At 68.8% G+C, this 19,988-nt stretch carries 13 protein-coding genes; 4 read left to right on the top strand and 9 right to left on the bottom strand.

Annotation, left to right across the window (positions count from 1 at the left end; all coding sequences use genetic code 11):
* Positions 1-18: 18 nt before the first annotated feature.
* From ACFY0P_RS09075 to ACFY0P_RS09085, 3 genes are all read left to right on the top strand, one after another.
* Positions 19-549 carry a SigE family RNA polymerase sigma factor gene (locus ACFY0P_RS09075; protein ID WP_388908991.1) on the top strand — a complete coding sequence of 177 codons (531 nt, stop codon included), beginning with the start codon at positions 19-21 and terminating at the stop codon, positions 547-549.
* Complete coding sequence (locus ACFY0P_RS09080; RefSeq protein WP_388908993.1) at positions 546-1,331, top strand: hypothetical protein; 786 nt, start codon at positions 546-548, stop codon at positions 1,329-1,331. Before ACFY0P_RS09075 ends, ACFY0P_RS09080 begins: the two co-directional genes overlap by 4 nt.
* 295 nt (positions 1,332-1,626) lie before the next feature.
* Positions 1,627-4,050 carry a non-reducing end alpha-L-arabinofuranosidase family hydrolase gene (locus ACFY0P_RS09085; RefSeq protein WP_388910066.1) on the top strand — a complete coding sequence of 808 codons (2,424 nt, stop codon included), beginning with the start codon at positions 1,627-1,629 and terminating at the stop codon, positions 4,048-4,050.
* A gap of 347 nt (positions 4,051-4,397) precedes the next feature.
* Here the strand turns inward: ACFY0P_RS09085 and ACFY0P_RS09090 are convergent, their stop codons facing one another.
* Positions 4,398-6,134 (bottom strand): RICIN domain-containing protein, encoded by a 1,737-nt coding sequence (locus ACFY0P_RS09090; RefSeq protein WP_388908995.1) that lies wholly within the window; start codon positions 6,132-6,134, stop codon positions 4,398-4,400.
* A 425-nt stretch (positions 6,135-6,559) separates the two neighbouring features.
* Here ACFY0P_RS09090 and ACFY0P_RS09095 point away from each other — a divergent pair, with 425 nt between their 5' ends.
* Positions 6,560-6,844 (top strand): hypothetical protein, encoded by a 285-nt coding sequence (locus ACFY0P_RS09095; protein ID WP_388908997.1) that lies wholly within the window; start codon positions 6,560-6,562, stop codon positions 6,842-6,844.
* Positions 6,845-6,996: 152 nt separating this feature from the next.
* Here the strand turns inward: ACFY0P_RS09095 and ACFY0P_RS09100 are convergent, their stop codons facing one another.
* From ACFY0P_RS09100 to ACFY0P_RS09135, 8 genes are all read right to left on the bottom strand, one after another.
* The gene (locus ACFY0P_RS09100) at positions 6,997-7,275 is read right to left on the bottom strand and encodes a hypothetical protein (protein ID WP_388908999.1); all 279 of its coding nucleotides are present in this window, start codon (positions 7,273-7,275) and stop codon (positions 6,997-6,999) included.
* A gap of 142 nt (positions 7,276-7,417) precedes the next feature.
* Positions 7,418-10,072: an RICIN domain-containing protein gene (locus ACFY0P_RS09105; RefSeq protein ID WP_388909001.1), complete on the bottom strand. Its 2,655-nt coding sequence runs from the start codon at positions 10,070-10,072 to the stop codon at positions 7,418-7,420.
* 865 nt (positions 10,073-10,937) lie between these two features.
* A complete protein-coding gene (locus ACFY0P_RS09110; RefSeq protein ID WP_388909003.1) occupies positions 10,938-12,668 on the bottom strand; it encodes a hypothetical protein in 1,731 nt (576 codons plus the stop codon).
* A 588-nt stretch (positions 12,669-13,256) separates the two neighbouring features.
* Positions 13,257-14,825: a hypothetical protein gene (locus tag ACFY0P_RS09115; protein WP_388909005.1), complete on the bottom strand. Its 1,569-nt coding sequence runs from the start codon at positions 14,823-14,825 to the stop codon at positions 13,257-13,259.
* Positions 14,826-15,716: 891 nt separating this feature from the next.
* Positions 15,717-16,622, bottom strand: coding sequence for an alpha/beta fold hydrolase (locus ACFY0P_RS09120; RefSeq protein ID WP_388909007.1), 906 nt, complete (start codon positions 16,620-16,622; stop codon positions 15,717-15,719).
* Between the two features lie 83 nt (positions 16,623-16,705).
* Entirely contained in the window at positions 16,706-17,536 is an 831-nt protein-coding gene (locus tag ACFY0P_RS09125) for an oxidoreductase (protein ID WP_388909009.1), read from the bottom strand.
* A 15-nt stretch (positions 17,537-17,551) separates the two neighbouring features.
* Complete coding sequence (locus ACFY0P_RS09130) at positions 17,552-18,430, bottom strand: NmrA family NAD(P)-binding protein (RefSeq protein ID WP_388909011.1); 879 nt, start codon at positions 18,428-18,430, stop codon at positions 17,552-17,554.
* A gap of 151 nt (positions 18,431-18,581) precedes the next feature.
* On the bottom strand, positions 18,582-19,904 hold the full coding sequence (locus ACFY0P_RS09135; protein ID WP_388909013.1) for an MFS transporter: 1,323 nt from the start codon (positions 19,902-19,904) through the stop codon (positions 18,582-18,584).
* Positions 19,905-19,988 lie beyond the last annotated feature (84 nt).

The raw sequence follows: 19,988 nt of genomic DNA on the forward strand, positions 1-19,988 counted from the left end.
GGAGAGGGCGGCCGGGGGATGGTCCTCGATGACGCGTCCGCGGAGTTCCACGAGTTCTTCGAACGCCACTATGCCGAACTCGCCCGTCTGGCACACCTCCTGACCGGTGAGACCGACGCGGCGGACGACCTCGCGGCGGATGCCCTGGTCGCCCTGTGGCAGCGCTGGGACCGGTTGCGGCAGGCCGACCACCCGCTCGCCTACGCCCGCGGTGTGGTGGCCAACCTGGCTCGGGGACGGATCCGCAGCGCGGTGCGCGAGCGACGCCGGATCGCGCTGTTCTGGTCCCGCAGCCCCGAGAAGGTGGACGGGCCGGACATGGCGGCCGTACTGGACGTCCGCGCGGCGCTCGCCCGGCTGCCGTTCCGCAAGCGCGCCTGCGTGGTGCTGCGGCACGCCTTCGACCTGTCGGAGAAGGACACGGCGGCGGCGCTGGGCATCTCGGTCGGTACGGTGAAGAGCCAGACCTCGAAGGGAATGGCCGAGCTGGAAAGGATACTGGGCGCACGAGCGGCCGGGAACCTGGTGGCAGGGAGGAGGAGCCGGTGAACGAGGAGATCGATCGTCAGCTGCGCGAGGCCGCCGAGGCCCACCGGCCCGACCGCGCGAGGATGCTGGCCCGGGTGCAACGCGGCATGGCGGGCCCCGCCGTCCGTCATCGCGCGCGGCCGTTCGCGAGGTCCTGGATCAGGGTCGCGCTCGCCGCGCTCGCCGCCACCGGCATCCTGGCGACCGGCGGCCTCGCCGTCGCCGCCATCGTCGCCACCTCGTCGCCGTCGCCCACCGTGACCACACCTGCCACCCCGTCCCCGACCGTCAGCTCCCCGCACCCGACATCGGCCCGCCCCACCCCCGTCGCGCCGGCCCCGGTCACCACCCCGGGCAGCTCACGCCCGACTCCGCCGACCGCCAGTCCGTCACCATCCGCCGGCGAAAACCAGAACGGACCGTTGTGGTCGGCCGGCTCGGTGGATCCGCAGAGCACCGTCTACTGGACGCAGAGCAACCTCGTCCTCAAGACGACCCAGCCGCTCACCTCGCTCACGGTCGAGATGCGGATCGTGCAGACCGGCGGGGTGAAGAACACCGGCACCTGGCAGACCCTGCCGAGTGGTGACTTCACCGTCACCGTCCAGGAGGCCGGCGGCACGCTGGTCTACCGCTGGGTCCTCAAGCCGGGCCTGACGGTGCCGGCCGGGAGCCACGAGTTCGCCGCCCAGTTCAACAACGGCGCCGTCGGGCGCAGTGTCGCGGGCGACGGCTACCGCGTCGACGGGCAGGGTTCGGGCGGCTCCGCGTCGGTCCGGGGAGGGTTCGGCCCGACCCGGTGAACGCCGCTGTGCGGCAAGGGGACGAGCCTCCTTGCCGCACAGCTCGACGGTCGAGCAGACCTCGGTGAGGCGCTCCCGGTCGCCCCGGGTGCCCAGGCGCACCCGTGCGGACCGGCAGGTCGTTGGGGAAGGTGACGGCGACCGTGAAGATTCTTCCCTCGATCGCGGCAACCTTTCTGTGCGTGGCGGCGACTGACGAGAAACCGGGGGCCGAGACCAAGGTCCACTTCGCCAGAAGGACAAGCCGTTGCCAGATCAGAACCCCTCTCATCGCCGCCGTCCGGCAACCCGCCGCCTGATCGCCGCCGCCGTGGTGCTCGCCGCCGTGGGTGCTGCCGTACCGCTGGTCGCCCAGGCCGCATTGACGCAGAACGCCGGCACGCCGACCGTGCTCGCCGATGCGGCGGCCGGCAGCGGCCGCTACTTCGGCACGGCGGTGGCCGCGGGCAGGCTCGGCGACTCGACGTACTCCACCCTTCTCGACCGGGAATTCAACATGATCACCCCGGAGAACGAGATGAAGTGGGACACCATCGAACCGTCCCGCGGCAACTTCAACTTCGGGCCCGGCGACCAGATCGTCAGCCACGCCGCCGCACACGGGCAGAGGATGCGCGGGCATACGCTCGTCTGGCACTCTCAGCTGCCCAACTGGGTCAGTTCCATCACCGACGCCAACACCCTGCGCAGTGTGATGGACAACCACATCACCCAGGAGATGACCCACTACAAGGGCAAGATCTACGCCTGGGACGTGGTCAACGAAGCCTTCGCCGACGGCGGCAGCGGCCAGCACCGCAGCTCGGTCTTCCAGAACGTGCTCGGCAACGGCTTCATCGAGGAGGCCTTCCGCACCGCGCGGGCCGCCGACCCGGCGGCCAAGCTCTGCTACAACGACTACAACATCGAGAACTGGTCCGACGCCAAGACCCAGGGCGTCTACAACATGGTCAAGGACTTCAAGTCGCGCGGCGTGCCCATCGACTGCGTCGGCTTCCAGAGCCACTTCGGCACCGGCGGCCCACCGGCCAGCTTCCAGACCACCCTGTCCAAGTTCGCCGCGCTCGGCGTGAACGTCCAGATCACCGAACTCGACATCGCCCAGGCGTCCGCCACCGCGTACGCCAACACCGTCCAGGACTGCCTCAACGTCGCCCGCTGCACCGGCATCACGGTGTGGGGCATCCGCGACAGCGACTCCTGGCGCACCGGCGAGAACCCGCTGCTGTTCGACAACAACGGCAACAAGAAGCCCGCCTACGACGCGGCACTCACCACCCTCGGCGGCGCCGGCGGCACCAGCGGCACCACGTCCGGCGGCGACATCACCTCCGGCACTGTCTACACGCTCTCCGACGTTGCCGCCGGACGCGTTCTCGACCAGCCCGCAGGCCAGAACGGCAACGGCACCCCGCTCCAGGTGTGGGACGCAAGCGGCGCCGCCAACCAGCAGTGGCGGGCCACCAAGAACGGCGACGGCTCCTACACGCTGACCAACGTCGCCAGCGGCCGGGTCCTGGACGAGCCGGGCGGCCAGACCGCCAACGGGACCAAGCCGCTGGTCTGGGACAACAACGGCGGCGCCAACCAGCACTGGAAGGCCGCCCGGAACAGCGACGGCTCCTACACGCTGACCAACGTCGCCAGCGGCCGAGCCCTGGAGACCCCCGGCGGCCAGACCGCCAACGGCACCACCGTCCAGATCTGGGACTCCAACGGCGGCGCCAACCAGCACTGGAACTTCAGGTCGTCCACGTCCACGTCCGCGTCCACGCCGACGGCGGCATCGACATCGACGGGCGGCACCTGCGCTCTTCCGTCGACCTACCGGTGGTCCTCGACGGGTGCGCTGGCGCAGCCGGCGAACGGGTGGGACGCGGTGAAGGACTTCACCACCGTGACGTACAACGGCAAGCACCTGGTCTACGCGTCGAACGTGTCGGGATCGTCGTACGGCTCGATGATGTTCAAGCCCTTCGCGAACTGGTCGGACATGGCCTCGGCCGGCCAGACCGGCATGAGCCAGAAAGCGGTGGCGCCCACACTGTTCTACTTCGCGCCCAAGAAGATCTGGGTGCTGGCGTCCCAGTGGGGCGCGTCGCCCTTCGTCTACCGCACGTCGAGCGATCCCACCGACCCCAACGGCTGGTCCGCGCCGCAGCCGCTGTTCACCGGCAGCATCCCCGGCACCGAATCCGCCACCGGCCCGATCGACCAGACCCTGATCGCCGACGGCCAGAACATGTACCTGTTCTTCGCCGGCGACAACGGCAAGATCTACCGGGCGAGCATGCCGATCGGGAACTTCCCGGGCAGCTTCGGCTCGTCGTACACGACGGTCATGAGCGACACGGTGAAGAACCTGTTCGAGGCGCCGCAGGTCTACAAGGTCCAGGGCCAGAACCAGTACCTCATGATCGTCGAGGCTCGGGGCGCGAACGAGCAGCGCTACTTCCGCTCCTTCACGGCCTCCAGCCTGAACGGTTCGTGGACCCCGCAGGCGGCCACTGAGAGCAACCCCTTCGCGGGCAAGGCCAACAGCGGTGCCACCTGGACCAACGACATCAGCCACGGTGACCTGGTCCGCAACAACCCCGACCAGACCATGACCATCGACCCCTGCAACCTGCAGCTCCTCTACCAGGGCAAGTCCCCCAGCGCGAGCGGCCCCTACGACCGACTGCCGTGGCGGCCGGGCGTCCTCACCCTGCAGCGCTGACCGCTGCTCACCGCCTCGTCGAGGAACCCCAGCCGTGCGCCGGCTGGGGTTCCCATCGTTTGAGGACCGGATGGAGGCTCGGCGAGGCCTGTCGGGCTGATGGGTGGGCTCCTGATCCTGCGCGGTGTGGGCGCCAGCGTCCCGGGCCGCATTCACCTTCCGCCGCAGCGCCGCATTCATCGACCGGCACGGCCCGCACTCTCCCGGCCTCGCGGTCGAGTTCGGCTTCCCCGCCGTCACCTGTCAGCACGATCATCCCCCTTCGCCAAGGCCGCCTCGATCGGCGCCCGCAAAGACGACGAAATGCGCCCCCATCGAAGAGATGGGGGCGCATTCGTCGGCTTCACCTACTTGAGTGCTGTACCACCCGAGTTGTGGTACGCGATCGTTTTGTTGATCAGGTTTCCGCCGTCGGTTTCGACCGAGGTCTGTTCCTGCTGCCCTGGACCGAAGAACAGGCCGGCGACATGAGCGTTCGCGACCTGGTCCATGTGTGCGAAGAACCAGTCCACCTTGTCGTCCTTGTAGTGGTTGAGGGTGTTGTTCTGCGCCATGTTGCCCACGGGGATCTGCCACAGGACCACCGGCTTGCCCACGGACTCGGCCATCGTCTTGTAGAACTGCAGCGCGGCGGCAGCCTTCTGGTCGGTCCAGAAGTGGTCACTGCCGCCGTGGGCCGGCTGTGCGTACCAGCCCGCGTCGCGGTCCGACACGTCGGTGGCCAGGAAGTCGGCGTTCTTGGCCCCGAAGCTCTCGTAGGACTTGACGCAAGCCTGCGTGTTGGTCTCCCAGTCGAAGCAGGAGAGGTGCATCCCCACGGCGGTGTTCGGCGCGTACTTGTGCGCCATCGAGATCAGGCACTGGGCGAGTCCGGTGGCGCTGTTCTCCTGCGAACCGCAGTCCTTCGGGTTCGCGCTCGAGACCTGCGCGGGAACCTGGTGCGGATCGCCGAGCGACCGGACGTAGCCCCAGAAGTCGGGCTCGAGGTCGATCGCTTCCTGCGACGTGCCGATCTTCTGGAGGAAGAAACGGTAGTCGTTCAGGTAACGGGTCAGCAGGTCAACCCGGTTGATGGCCTTGACCTCGCCCGGACCGTCGCCCTCGCCCGCCGCGTCCCCGAGGTCGCGCAACGAGTACCAGGTCCAGAGCATCTTCTGCGGACGCGCGCTGCCCTTGTACGTCGCCTGGGACACCACGTCGTCCCGCCAGGTCACGTAAGTGCCGGGCGCCGTGGTGCTGCCGTTCCAGCAGCCCCACCAACCCGACCAATCGTCGTGGCAGCGCGCTGCCGAGTAGTAGTCCGACGAGGGCGCGGGCTGGCTGTGCACATAGGCGTACCGCACGTCGAACGGCGCGGCGGCCGCCGAGGCGTCGGACATCGAGCCGCCGATGAGCACCGTGCTGCTGCCCATGAAGCGTGTCGTCGAGCTGCCGCCACCGGCCACGGGAGACGGCGTGGACGACGACGTGGACGACGGGTGCGAGCTACTCGGAGCCGGGCTGGTGGGAACGCTGCTGCTCGGCGCGGAGGGCGTACCGGAGCTGCCGACGCTCCCGGCCGGGACGAGTTGCCACTGCTGATCGGCGCCGCCCCGGTCGCGGTTCTGGACGACACCGCTCCCGTCGGCCTTGGCGGCGTTCTGGACACCGACGGCCATGCCACTGAAGCGATTGACCAAACGCATGTAGCCGTCCGGCGACTTGGTCAGTTTGAACTGCTGGTTGGTGCCGTTCAGGTCTTTCCACTGCACGATGGCGGAGCCGGCGGTCTTCGACCAGCCGAGGTCGTCCAGCACCTTGCCGGAGTTCCGGTTCTGCAGCCGGTAGTACCCGTCACCCGCGTCGATGAACCGCCACTGCTGGTTGGGGCCGCCGTGTCGGCTCCACTGCACCACCGCCGCACCGTCGTTCTTGGCGGCGGCGCGGTCGTCCAGCACCTTGCCGCTGTTGCGGTTGACCAGCACGTACCACTTCTTCAGATCCGGGGTCTTTTTCTGATCTGCCGAAGCCTGGCTGACCACGACAGCCGAGCCGGCCACGACCACCATGGCGAGACCCGCCCACAGACCCCGACGCGCGAGCAACCGACGGCCACGATGCTTCGGGCGACCACCGCGCGCGCCGCCGTCGGCACGGTGGCCGCCGGCGGGGGACGCCACCGATGACGTGGGTGGGCCGGGGACATGTCTGTGCTCTCGTTCCAGGGACACGCCTGTGCTCTCTTTCAGCCGTTGCATCTGACCGGACCACGTGGCCGGACAACCCTGAGTGGTCCGAGAGGCCGAAAAGGTTGCCGCGAAGAGCCACAGTTTTTTTCGCCTTGACGGCTTCCCGTTCGCCGCGGAGCACGGCACGGCTGACTCCGGCGGTGGCGAACGCCTGACGGCTCGGCGAGATCACGCCCTCCTACGGGCGCAGCGGGTACGAGTGGGGCCGACGGCAGTCCAACCTCAGGGTCAACGACTTCTGCCGCCGTCCTGTGCGGTCTGCCGGCCTCCTCGCCCGGGAGGTGCTGACCGATCCGAAGCAGGCCCCGCGCGGGGCGCGCGGCAAGGGCAAGGCCCTCGACTCGTGCAGCTACACCTCCGGCGACGGAACCGCCATGCTGACCCTCAACCACGCCGCCGAACTCTCCGCCGCGCACAGCTCCGCAACCCTCGGCGCTCTCCGCGACGCTCGCGCCGAACGGCGCCGCGCACGAGCACCAGCGGCCACTGCTGCAGACGTGCCAGATGATCCGCCGGACAAGCCGGACGATCAGCGTTCTGGCACGAATCCGGCACGCGGCGACTGATCACAGCGGACAGCAAAAGGGCCCGGGTCTCTGACCTGGGCCTCAGCCATGGAGCGGGTGACGAGAATCGAACTCACGCTCTCAGCTTGGGAAGCCGCGCTCACTCGGGGCGGGTAAGGCAGCTGAACTGAGCGTTCGCCTGGCACCAGGCCTCATCGCCCTTCCTGTGCCGTCGACTCGACGTCTCCGCCGTACAGATCGGCGCGGAGACGCTCCTTGGCCGCTTCAAGGCGTGGGCCGTAGTCGGGCATGAAGATCTCGGTCAGCGTCTTGTCCAGCGTTCCGGAGATCGCGTAGATCGGTGACCAGACGGCTCGGTCGTGCACGAGCCCCTGAAGGTCGTCGGACCGGTACATGACTTGGTAGAGCCAGTCCGACAGAACGAACGCTTGATCGTGCGTGAGCCTGATGGTGATCGCTTCGTCGTCCACGCCGTCAATGTAGCCGCCTCGGCCGGCGGTTTCTGGGCCAGAGCTGCCGTGCGGACCAACACTCTTGGGCGCCGTCGCGCGTGCACAGCCGCACGGCGGGGCCGCAGGCCGTTGTGGCCGCGGCCCCGCTCGGGCGCCTGGGTCAGGACGGGTCGCCGTACTGGAGGCCGCGGCCGTTGGTGCCGATGTAGACGCGGCCGTAGGTGTCGGGGTCGCCAGTGATGATGCCGAGGCTGCCGATGGCGCCCCACTGGTGGGCGTCGTCGTTGATGCGGAGCCAGGTGGCGCCCTTGTCGGTGGAGCGGAAGACTCCGGTGACGTCGTTGACGGTGCCGATCAGGTACAGGGCCTGGTAGTTGGCGCCGGGTGCGGCCTTGCCGAAGCCGAGGGCGGAGGCGGACTGCACCGTCTTCAGTGTGGTGAAGGTGCGGCCGCCGTCGGTGGAGTGCAGCAGCCCCCTGTCGCCGGCGGCGATCCACAGGTCGCCGTTGATGCCGGGGACGGCGGTGAGCCGGCCGGAGGGGAGGTTGGTGGCGCGGGGGGTGAAGGTCGCGCCGCCGTCGGTGCTGGCGTTGAGTGTGCCGTTGGTCAGTGCGTAGAAGGTGCTGGCCGAGGAGCGGTCGGCGACGACGACGGCGTCGGTGCCCAGGCCGCTGACCTTCGACCAGCTCGCTCCCCTGTCGGTCGAGCGGTAGGGAGCCTGGCCTGCTTCGGCCCAGACGATGGTGGAGCCGTCCGCGGCGAGGGCGACATGGCCGCTGTTCGCGCTGGGGACCGGTTCGGCGGTGAAGCCGTTCCAGGTGCTGCCGCCGTCGGTGGAGTAGGCGCCGTCCTGCGCGCCGCCGGTGCCGACACGGACCATCACCGCGGGAGCGGACTGGGCGAAGTCGATGTCGGTGCTGCTGCTCATCAGCGGGTCCTTCAGCCGTCCGGCGGGTACCTCGGTCAGGGAGCCGCCGTAGCGGAAGCCGCCCTGGTCGCCCATGGAGGTGATGACGGTGGCGCCGCCGGGAGGGGCGATCGCGTCCGCCAGCGAGGTCTCCTCCAGCCCGCGGGCCCCGGAGGCCCAGTGGCTGGTGCCACCGCTGTCGGAGGCGTTGGCGTCCTTGCTGCTCCAGATGCCGTTGCCGGTGCCGTACAGCGCGTGTCCGGAGTCGAAGGGGTCGATGGCCAGCGCGGTCATCCAGTGCCCGGTGTGGGTGCCGACATACGGAGCGCCGGATGCGTCCCGCTGCGACTTGTCGGCCAGGGCCTTCCAGGTCGTGCCGCCGTCAGTGGTCCGGTAGATCTCGTCCTCGGGCCACCACCGGTCCAGGGTGGTGACCATCACCGTGGACGGCTTCTGCGCGTCGACGGCCAGACCGGAGAACCCGTAGGAGCCCTGCGGGGGAGAGATGTTCTTCCACGCGCCGCTGGTCGGGGTGTACTTCCACACCGAGCCCGCCGTCGCGTCCATGGGGCCGATGCTGTTGCTGTAGGACAGGTACAGCGACCCGTCACCGGAGACCACACCGTGCTGCGGCATCTGGCCGGTGGGCTGCCCGGAAACAGCCTGCCAGCTGCTGCCGCCGTCGGTGGAGCGGTACAGCGGCGTGGACGTGTCGTTGACGCCGACGTAGACCGTGTTGCTGCCGGCCGGGCCGTACGTCACGAAGGAGATGCCCGCGCCACTGCCCGCCCCGTCCTTGACGGGGAACGACGAGACCTGACGCCATGTCACGCCGTAGTCGGTGCTGCGCCACAGGCCGTTCTTGCGGGTGCCCAGCAGCAGAGTGCCGTGGTTCGCGGGGTCGATCACGAGCCGCTCGCCCGCCCCCCGGCCGGGTTCGTTGCCGCCCACCTTGAACGGCAGATCGGTCCGCTGGAAGGTACGGCCCCGGTCGGTGGAACGCAGGATCGCGCCGTTGCCCGCCCACTCGTTGGTGTAGGTGCCCGTCGAGAGGTAGAGCCGGCCCGGGTCGACGGGGTCGGTGGCCAGCGCGTCGATGCCCAGCAGGTTCCAGTCCTTCTCACCGAGCCAGTCGGTCAGCGGGATCCACTGCTCGGCCGCGGTGTCCCAGCGGTAGGCGCCGCCCATGTCGGTGCGGGCGTACAGCAGACCCTTCTCCTTCTGGTTGAACACCAGCCCGGTGACGTAACCGCCGCCCACCACCTGGGCGTTCTGCCACACATACGGTCCGGCCGCGGCCGTGGTCTGAGTGCTGCCGGTCCCGGACGCCTGGGTCTCGGCCGTTTGCACCAGCTTCCACTGCTGGTTGGTGCCGCCCGTCCCCGGATACTGGATGATCGGCGCGCCCTCGGCCGTGGAGCCTCCGGAGACGTCCAGGACCTGGCCGCTCCTGCGGGAGGTGAAAGTGACGGCCTCGGAACCGCTCACATCGTCGATCCGCCACTCCTGGGAAGTGGAGGAGCTGTCGGTCTGCTGCTCGGCGGCGGCCGCCTGGGCGGTCGAACCGCCCGCTATGCCCAGCACCTTGCCGCTGTTACGGTTCACCAGCTCGTAGTAGCCGTCCCCGGTGGGCCTCAGCTTCCACTGCTGGTTGGCGGTGTTCTGGTCGGTCCACTGCTGGATACGGGTGCCGTCGGCGGTGGAGAAGGCGTTGACGTCCAGCACCTTGCCACTGCGTACGGAAACCAGCCGGTAGTAGGCATTGGCGTCGATCGTCGCGGCCTGCGAGTCCTCCTGCGTGAACAGGAGATACGGCACGACGATGGCGGGTACGCCGAGCAGCAGAGCGGTGGCGGTCCAGCGACGGCGGTGACGCCCGCGGCGTCCGCCGGTCGTGGGGTTGTTCATGGGGAGGTGTTCTCCTTGCATGCCGTTCACCAGAAGAGGAGTGAATCCAGGCAGGGGGATGACCGGATCCGACTCCTGGTGGTCACAGACTCCGCACAGGGTTGCCGCGAGCCGGGAACTTTTTCCGTTCACCTCGTGGTGCGGTAGGCGTTGATCAGCGTCCAGGGTGGCGTTGGTGCCCTTGGCGTCGACGGCCTTGGCCCGGAAGGACACCCAGCCTGGCGTCCCGGGCCGGTCCAGCGTCACGGACCGCTTGACGTCCTCAGGATCCGGGTTCGTCCCGCCGAATGGGAGCGGATGAACGGGCGACACGTCCAGGGCGACAAAGAGCGAGGCAGGAACGCGGACTGTGATGCCTCCCGCGTTCCTCCGCCGGGAGCTCCGCCGGCACCTGGAGTCGTACGCCGAGCCTGGCCTTGACGGTTGCTCTTCGTAGGGGACAAGAGGGGGCGCCCTTGCGGCGCAGCACCTTCGGCCGGAAGTGGCGGAAGGCCCGTGAGATCGTCGGCATGCCTGAGGGCTTCCGGTTCTACGACCACCTCCGCCACACCGGACACACCCTGCCCCACCCGATCCGGTGCCACCCTCAAGGCACGATGGCCCGAGAAAGCCGCGCTGATCTATCAGCACCCCAAGACGACGGAGCGTAGGAAGTCGCAGCCGGCCTCGGCGCCACAGTACGGAAGGCATGCCGGGATGCTGCGGCCGTGTCGGAAAGCAGACGGTCGTCCCCGACGATCACCGTTCTGGCACGAATCCGGCACGCGGCAATGGATCACCGCGGACCGCTCCCGCCTTGGAGCGGTCCGGGATGTGGTCGTGTCATGACTCGAGTTGTTCCTCGGGCTTCGGCCCGAGGAACAAGTCAGTGCACGTGGACGTACGTCTCCGGGCCGTTGGAGTCGATGTGGTGGCTGTCGGAGGTGAACCACACGACGGTCCAGGTGCCACCGTGAGTTGCCTTGCCGCTCAGGTGGTAGGTGCCCTTGGCGTCGGTCTTCACGCGCGTGACGTAGTGCCACGTCTTGCTTCCCGTCGCCCGGAACTCCAGGTACGCGTAGGTATGGGAGATGCCGGACCAGGTGCCGGACGAACTGCGCTGCTGCAGGTGGCCGCCGAATGTCAGGTACGTGTTCTTGCGCACCGTGGTGTGGCTGGGTTTGCCCCCGGTGACGCGAGTGGGAGTGCGGTAGATCTTGACCGCTGCGCTGTAGGAGGGCGAGTAGTCCGGGGTGCCCGGGAAGTACGCCCGCCAGTAGCCGTTCGCCTGGCCGCCGTAGGTCGCGTAGGTCATGAACTCATCGCCGGCGAGACCTGACCGGCCGATCCGGGTGCTGCCGACGGTGTGCCACGTCTTGCCGTTGGACGAGTACTGGATCGTCATGGAGTGCGTGCCGCTCGCGAACTCCGCCCCGTGCAGGTCCAGACGGCCGTCGATCACCGCCTCGCCGTACTCGTCCTCGCTGACGTGGAACGGGGTGACGCGGCTGGGCGCCGGGACGTGCACATACACCGGTGTCGCGTCACTGTCGGTGCTCAGGAGGAAGGGATCGTAGTCCCAGTAGTTGTTGAAATAGTACGCACCGGCGGTGCCGGTGCTGACGGCGAAGGTGCCGGTGGCGGTGGTCTTTACCGTGGCGGAGAAGTAGGCCGGCCCCATGGTGTAGATCTCCTGGTCCGGCGTGCCCATCCATGTGGACCCGACCTTCCGTTCGAGCACACCGGTGATCGTGGTGCGGCCGCCTTTGGGAACGTCGACGTCGGTCTTGCTCAGGATGCGGATCCGGGTGGTCTCCGCCGTCGCCGGCACGGTGAGCGAGGTCTGATCGCCGGTGTCGAGGAAGTACGGGTATCCCGCGGTGGCGGTGCCGTCGGCGCCGGCCGTCCGGTAGGTCACGCGATCTTTCACCGTGACCGTTGCGGCCACCCGCCCGTCCGCCCGCGCGGTGGCGACCGCGACCGTATCCGACGGGACGCCGGCCTCCGGGTCGGCAAGAGCAACCGACACACCGGCCGGGTCGAGCACCGCACCGGTGCTGGGGTCGGTGACGGTGACCGGGGCGGAGACGGTGTACGAGCGGTGCTCGTAGTCCACGGAACTCCGGTCGGACGCCAGCTTCCCGACGGACACCTGCGCCGCGTAGGTGAACTCGCCGACGTCGGGGAAGTCTTCGACGTCTCCCGAGCTGTCCGTCACGTCCACGGAGACGTCGTAGACGCCCATGGCGGGAAGGACGGGCCGGTCGGCCGAGACCTGGCCGCCGTAGTAGGGGTTGGGCACGAAGTCCGACGTCGTGGCGACGTAGGGCGCGTCCGCGGGCGCCCCGTGCGGCCGGTAGCGGGCGGTGACGCCCGTGACCGTCGCGGTGGCGCTGTAGACGGACAGCGAGAGTTTCCAGTGGTCTGACCAGGAGTTGCCGACTCCGTACACCTCGAACTGGTGCGCATCCGGGCTGCCGTCGGTCGGCGCGGACGTCGCGGTCTCGGACGGGACCGGGCCGGCGGTGTCGGTCGGTGTGGCGACCGCGGAGCTCGTGGGTGTGTCCGGTGGGCCCGGGCTCGCGGCGACGGACGGGCTCGCAGTGGCACCCGACACCGACTCATGCGGCGCGGACGTCGCGGAGTCGGCGGCGGCTGCCGGAAGGGCCAGTACGGCTGTCAGCAGCGCACCGGCTGTCAGGGCAGGCAGAACAGCGCGAAGTCTCACTCGATGAATCCCCCCAAAATATGCGAACGCCCGTACCTCCCACGCCATTTCAGCGTCGATCGCAGAGCGCCACGGGTTGGCCAATCGTAGAGCCGACCTCCGACGCGACCGCGCTCAGGGCCCGGGCGAAGAGCCCAGGACTCCTCCGGCCGGGAGATCCCTGTGCAGCAACCGAGAGGCATCGCGGAGGCGGGTGCGGGCGGGTGCGACCGTCGGTCGCCGGGTGTCGACAAATACCCGGACGCGTTGAACCGAGTATCACCGAGCACTCGATGGCGTGGGCCGAGACGGGCCTGTCCGGTCTGCAGGCGCAGCCGGCGCACGAAATGGACGGTGCCGTCGATCCAGACGATCAACGCTCTGCCACGAATCCGGCACGCGACGACTGATCACGATGGACAGCAAAAAGGCCCAGGTCACGACCTGGGCCTTCTTTCTGGAGCGGGTGACGAGAATCCATCTCGCGCTCAAACGCCCTCAGCCGATGGCGTACGCCCGGTACACCGTCTCCACCGAGCGGTCCCCGGCGGAGTCCGTCACCTCGGAGCGCAGGGCGACGGCGCCGGAGGCCGGGTTGTGGACGGACGCCTGCCAGGCGGATCCGGAGTGCTTGACGGTCGCCGCCTTCCAGGTCTTGCCGCCGTCGGCGGACGACCAGACCCGGACGGACTTGGCGGTCACCTTGGTGAGCTTGATGTCGGGGCCCTGGGAGGCGCGCCCGGCGCTCACGTCGACCGTGGTGGTGCTGTTCGGCGCGGCCTGGTTGTGGCTGTTCAGCCCGGTGGGCAGGAAGCGGGTCAGGAAGACGGGAGCGACGATCGCCTTGGCCGGGTCGGCCACCTTGAAGTGCCAGTCGAGGGTGGCCCGCGGCGACAGCATGCCGGCCGGGAAGGTGATGCCCGGGCGGTAACGGTGGGCGTCGACGGTCAGGCGATACCAGCCGGCCGAGCGGACAGGGGCATCGAACTCGGCGGGCCCGGTGCGCCAGTCGGTCAGCGTCTGCTTCTTGACGGTGGTGCTGCCCTTGGACAGGACCACCGTCTCCTTCGTTATGTCCCCCCAGTCGCCGCCGATGTCGAGGTCGCCGATCAGGGCGTCCGCAGAGAAGGTGACGGACTTCTGCCCGAGCAGCGGCAGATTGCGCATGGGGCCCCATGCGGCCCGGCCGAAGGACTGGGTGAGGCTCTGCCCCGCCTTCAGAGTCCTGAGCTTCGGAAAGCCGCCGCTGACGTCGTCGCCGTTGCTGCCGAAGATGTCGTCGCGCGGCTGCCAGGTTCCGGGAGTCAGATGGACGGTGGCGCTGTACGGGGCGTCGTCGTCGCGCACCTGGGCCATCAGGTCGGTCGTGCAATCATCGGTCTTCGGCGTCGCCTGGAGCGCGGTGTCGACCTGAGTACCCATCTGCGTTCCGGCGCGCACCGAGAAGCGCATCGTCGCAAGCCCCGACCGCTTGAACGAGCCGCCGGGCGCCGCCGGGATACCGGTGGTCTTCTTCACGGCGACATAGCTGTCGTTGCCGGACCACTGCGCGAGGTACCCGAACTGCAGGAGCTTGGAGGAGTTCGGGATGGCGTAGAGGGCTCCCTCGTCGTTCCAGCCACCTGCGCTGAAGGCCGAGGGCATGTCCATATTGGCGGCACACACCTGCGCGCTGATTCGTGGCGGCCCGGTCACGTCGGCAGGCGTGTCCAGTGACACCTTGACAGGCTTGCCCTTGCGCGCGTCGAGCGTCACCGACTTGCTGCCCGACACCGTCACGACCTGCGCGCCGATGGTGTCGGTGCCCAGACCGTCGGTAGTGCTCTCGTATATGTCGGTCATCGCGAGATAGCGCCCCGACGGCAGGCTGATCCGCTTGCCTGACTTGACTGTGTACGTCTGACCGGACGGCACGGCGACGACGGTGACCGTCGTCGAGATCTTGGCACCGTGCCGCCCCAGCGTGGTGACCGTCAGCGAGCCCGACGCCGCCTGCGCGGCGGCGGCCGAAGCGAGCAGCGGTACCAGCGCGGCTACCCCGACGAAAGCAAGAGATCTTCGTGGCACTGCCAACAACTCCCCCTCAAGCCAGCAATTTTGGCCATCATAGGTTCGCCACGCGGACGGCAGTTCACGTCAGGAGATGCACCTGATCAAGGTGTGACAAAGAATCACGTGGCCCCTGCCCCGAGGTGAGGCCCTCATGACGTGAGCGGCATCAAGACCGGCTCGCCGCCCAGGCACGGCGGCGTGCGGCGGAACCGGGGGAAAGAGCCGCAGCTGCAGACGATGACAGGGACCGGCTCTGACAACGACAGGCTCGCCGACGAGGCTGCAGGCGGCAGTGCCGTCGGCGGACGTCAGCAGTCCTCGCAACCGCCGTGGAGGACGGCTTCGGCATCCGCGGCCGCTGGTGCCGACTGCTGTCCTGCGTCGTGCAGTCGGTGGCTGAAGTCCAACCGCTCGTGCAGCGATCGGAGCCGGGAGCGCCGCCCCCTGCGAAGCCTTCCGCGTGCGTGTCCAGCTCTACACCAGGTTGAGGGCGTCCAAGAAGGCTGCAGCGGCTTTCTGGTCACCGTTCACGGTCACGTGTTCACGCCAGTGGAGCCTTGTTGTTGCCCAGGCTGTGAACAGGTGGGTTGTAGATTCCACCTCTGCGACCACTGAGACCGCGGCGGCATGAGGTGCGACAACGATGCCGTCGCTTGTAGGAACGAGATCCTGCCACATTCCTCTCGGCAGGCTGGGCCTGTCGTTCATATACCTTCTCCCTCGAACCGATGGCCTGATTTTCCGCTATACCCGTAACACAAGGGAGGCCGGTCGCCTGGTTAGGCATCAGCGGAAATCACGCGGAATTGCGTCTTCGGTAGCAGCACTTCGTCATGAATCACGCTTGCCCAGTGCACCTGATGGCCACATCACGAAGGGCCGAGCCAGGCGTGCTGTGGAACCGGTTCAGTCCTCGTCTCCGAGGATGAGCCGCGCTGTCTGCTCGGGCTGTTCCCACTGGGGCCAGTGGGAAGCGTTCTTGATCAGGTGCAGCGCGGCATGGGGGAACTGATGGGCGATGTGACCGGCGACTTCAGGGTTGAGGTAGGGATCGTCCTCGCCGAACGCCACGGTGACCGGCACGGTCAGCGCGGCCAGATCGCCATCCGCGATACGGCGGTTCTGGACCTCCAGGTCAGGGAAGAGAGTGGCAGTCCACGCGCGAATCGCTACCAGTGCGTCCGGCCGCGTGCCTTCGCCGAACCATTGCGGGACCACAGAGGCGGCCACCACACCGTCAGGGTCCCCGACTGCGTAGCCGAACCGCGCCTGGGTGTGCGCCAGGATCCACTCCCGCATCTTCGGGTCGTCCATGAGGGCGTCGGCGAGTGGTTTGAAGTTGGGATCTCCCAGCAGGCGGATCAACTCCGGGAACTGCAAGGAAGGGGCATCCCCGTAGTAGCAGTTGAGGAGGACGAGTCTGTCCACGGACTCGGCGTGGTCCAGGGCGAAATTGACCGCGACGGCACCTGAAGCATCGTGGCCGACCAGAACGCACCGATCGATTCCCAGCTCAGTGAGTACCGCACCGAGTTCGGCCTCGCGCTGTCCGGGCCGGAGGGTGGTCTCCTGGCCCCGCTCAGACTTTCCGAAGCCGGAGAAGTCCAGAGCCACCACGCGCCGTGGAGCTACGAGAGGGATGATGCGGTCATAGATCCGCGAATCGTCCGGAAACCCATGCATGGCGACTATGGGTAAGCCAGTGCCTCCGATGTCTCGGACGTGCAGACGTCCGTACGGTATTTCGACCAATCTGCTCGCATACTCGTAATCAGGTGCGGACATACCGTCCTCTCCGGCTTTGAGTGCCATCCCCAGCCACCTGGCATTTTGGGTACTTGCCGTCCGTCTGCTGTTCCCAACGACTCGTCCTCGGCGCCCTCTAGGGCACAGACTTATTCGTGGTCGGTGGAGAGGGCGATGTGCTGGGCGGCGTCCATGTCCTTGCGGAAGGTGTCCAGTTTGGCGTCGAAGGCCTGCAGGGTGTCGGCTCCGAGCGGGAGGCGCAGAGGCGGCTCAGGGACGGCGGCCATCTCGACAATCGCGCGCGCGGCCTTTGCCGGGTCGCCGGGCTGGGCGCGGTGCAGGCTCGCGGCGGCTGTGCGCATCGCGCCGACGGTGGGCACGTAGTCGTCGATCGTGTCGGGGCCGGTGCGCAGGCTCGCGGGGTCGAGGAAGTCGGTGCGGAAGAAGCCCGGTTCCACGAGGGTGACGTGGATGCCAAGGGGGGCCACTTCGGTGTGGAGGGTCTCGGTGAAGCCTTCGACGGCGAACTTCGTGGAGGCGTAGATGCCCCAGCCCGGCGCGGTGGCGAAGCCGACGATGGAGCTGATGTTGATGACGTGGCCGGAACGCTGACGCCGCAGTACCGGCAGTACGGCGCGTTGGACGGCGAGCGGGCCGAACACGTTGGTCTCGTACACCGCACGCACGGCGGCGTCGTCGGACTCCTCGACGGCGGCGAGCAGTCCGGTGCCGGCGTTGTTGACCAGGACGTCGATCCGCCCGAACCGCTCCACCGCCGCATCGACGGCCGCCTGGATGCTCTGCGGGTCGGTCACGTCCAGCGCCACGGCAAGCAGCGCGTCGCCCGCATCAGGGAACTGCTCGCGAACGGTGTCGGGCTTCCTGGCGGTGGCGACCACCTGGTGGCCGGCCGCGAGGGCGGCACGGGTGATCTCCAGGCCGAAGCCCCGGGACGAGCCGGTGACGAACCAAACACTCATTGTCTTCTCCGGTGTTCAGATGGTGGTGGGCAGGGTGAAGGCCGCGCGGTTCTGCGCGATGAAGCCCTCGACGTCGAGGGGGTCGCTGCCGCCGATGGTCTTGACGAGGTCGTTGGTGCCGGCGAAGACGCCGTTGCGGTAGTCGACGGCCACGGCGAGCAGGTGCTGGACGAGGTGGTCGGGCGCGCCGCGCCCGCGCAGGATGGCGGCGAACTCGTCGAGTTCGATCGGCACGTAGGTGACCTTCCGGCCCAGCGCGCGCGACATCCTCTCGGCGATCTCGTGGTGGTCGAGCTCCTCGGCTCCGTAGAGCGGGTAGATCTGGCCGGCGTGCGGGGCGGGGTCCTCCAGGATGGCCGCGATCACCTTGGCCTGGTCGCTTTCGGCGATGGGGGCGTGGCGTCCGTCGGCGAACGGCAGGCGCAGTTCGCCGGTTCCGTCGGCCCAGGTGTCGATCAGCCACTGGGCGAAGAAGGTCGGGCGGAGGTGGGTGACCGGGACCGGGGCGTGGTCCAGGACGCGTTCGGCGACCCAGTGCTGGCGGGCCGCGTTGCTGGCGGTGTGGCGGCGGGCGGAGACCTGCGACATGTTCACGATCGCCTGGACCCCGTTCTCCTCCGCCGCCTGCGCCACGTTCGCGGTGGCGTCCATCAGGCCGGGACGGATCGGATAGGTGAAGTACAGGGCGTCGACCCCCTTCATCGCCGCGGCCAGGGAGTCCAGGTCGAGGACGTCGCCCTCCACGACGTCCGCCCCGAGGGCGGCGAGCCGCTCGGCACGCCCATCCAGGCCCCGGACGAGTGCGCGGACGTGGTGTCCGTGCTGGAGGAGGAGTTCGGTGGTGTGGCGGCCGGTCTTGCCGGTGGCCCCGATCACGAGGAGGGTGCGATCCATGAGGGTGATCTCCGTTTCTTGAGAGAGAGCTGGTGGGAGGTCCAGCGTCAGTCCTGCGGGCCGGTGCCGCAGAAGATGAGTGAGGCGGTGCGATACCTGCTCAGCAGGAGGCTCTGGTTTGCGGGCCCGACCCGAGTGCCGTGGCGGTTGGTCAGGGGGTGTGGCGGGGGCGGAGGGCGAGCAGCGCGGTGGCCGCGGCGGTTCCGGCGCCGGCCTGGACCCACCAGGCGTGGTCGAAGCCGGTGGTCGTGGCCTGGGGGGTGAGGGCGACGAGCAGGGCCACGCCCACGGCGCTGCCGATCTGCCGGCTCATGTTGAGTACGGCGCTGCCGGTGGTGGCGCGTTCGGGTGCGAGGGTGCCGGCGGCGGCGAACAGCGGCGCCTGGGCCAGACCGCCGGCCAGGCCGACCAGGATCAGACCCGGGAACATGCCGCTCCAGTAGTCGGGGGTGGTCTGTACGTTTGTGAGCCAGTAGCCGGCGGCAAGTGCCATGGCCAGCGTGCCGGTCACGGCGGGGGCGGTGCGTCCGAAGCGGCTCTGGATGGGGCCGGCGTTCATCGCGAAGGCGATCGAGGCCAGGGGGGCCGGGGCGAGGGAGACGCCTGCGCGCAGCGGGCTGAAGTGCCAGACCTCCTGCAGGAACAGGGCGGTGCTGAGCAGGACGATGGCGAAGCCGACGTAGAACAGGAACAGGGCGATGCCGGCGGCGGTGAACGCCCTGCCGACGAACAGTTGCCTCTCGATCACCGGCGCCTTGGCGCGCAGGGTTCGCTGGACGGTGGCGGCAGCGGCCAGGGCGGCCGCGGCGAACAAGGCGAGGGTGCGGATGTCCGTCCAGCCCCACCCAGGCCCCTGGACGGTGGCGAGCACCAGCAGGCTCACGGCCAGCAGCAGGGCGAGGGCGGAGACCGCGTCCGGCAGGGCTGCGCCCTTGGGCTGACGCACCTCGGGCAGCAGCAGTGCGCCGGCGAGGAGGGTGGCTATGCCGACGGGCACGTTGATCAGGAAGATCCACCGCCAGTCGAGGGTGACGAGCAGACCACCGACGGGCGGGCCCGCCGAGGCCGCGATCGCGCCCACGCCCGCCCACAGGCCGACCACCAGGGTGTGCTGCCGCTTGGGGAAGCTCGGGTAGAGCAGGCCGAGCGAGGTCGGCACGATCATCGCCGCGCCGACGGCCTGCAGAGCCCGGGCGGCGACCAGTACGCCAAGACTCGGTGCGGCGGCCGCGACGGCGGAGGTGAGGGTGAACAGCGCCACTCCGGACAGCAGCATCTTCCTGCGGCCCCACTGATCCGCGATGCGGCCCGCAGGCACCAGCACGGCCGCGAAGACGATCGCGTAGGCCGACAGCACCCACGACACGCTCGCGACGCCGGCGCCCGGGAACGACCGGCCGATCCCGTCGAGGGCGACGTTGACGACGAAGAAGTCGAGCTGCGCCATGAAGGCGACGGCGCCCAGCACCGCCATGATGCTCCAGCGGCGCGGGTGACCCCCGTCGGTGACGGCCTGAGCCGCACCGGCGGGCCTTGTCGATGTCGCGGCTGCCTGCGG

Source organism: Streptomyces sp. NPDC001714, from assembly GCF_042892755.1.
In the GTDB taxonomy this organism is placed as follows: Bacteria; Actinomycetota; Actinomycetes; order Streptomycetales; family Streptomycetaceae; genus Streptomyces.

Coding starts and splice junctions, on each gene's coding strand:
- ACFY0P_RS09075 (WP_388908991.1), top strand. CDS start 19: ATGGTCCTCGATGACGCGTCCGCGGAGTTCCACGAGTTCTTCGAACGC.
- ACFY0P_RS09105 (WP_388909001.1), bottom strand. CDS start 10,072: ATGAACAACCCCACGACCGGCGGACGCCGCGGGCGTCACCGCCGTCGC.
- ACFY0P_RS09120 (WP_388909007.1), bottom strand. CDS start 16,622: ATGGCACTCAAAGCCGGAGAGGACGGTATGTCCGCACCTGATTACGAG.
- ACFY0P_RS09125 (WP_388909009.1), bottom strand. CDS start 17,536: ATGAGTGTTTGGTTCGTCACCGGCTCGTCCCGGGGCTTCGGCCTGGAG.
- ACFY0P_RS09130 (WP_388909011.1), bottom strand. CDS start 18,430: ATGGATCGCACCCTCCTCGTGATCGGGGCCACCGGCAAGACCGGCCGC.
- ACFY0P_RS09135 (WP_388909013.1), bottom strand. CDS start 19,904: ATGGCGGTGCTGGGCGCCGTCGCCTTCATGGCGCAGCTCGACTTCTTC.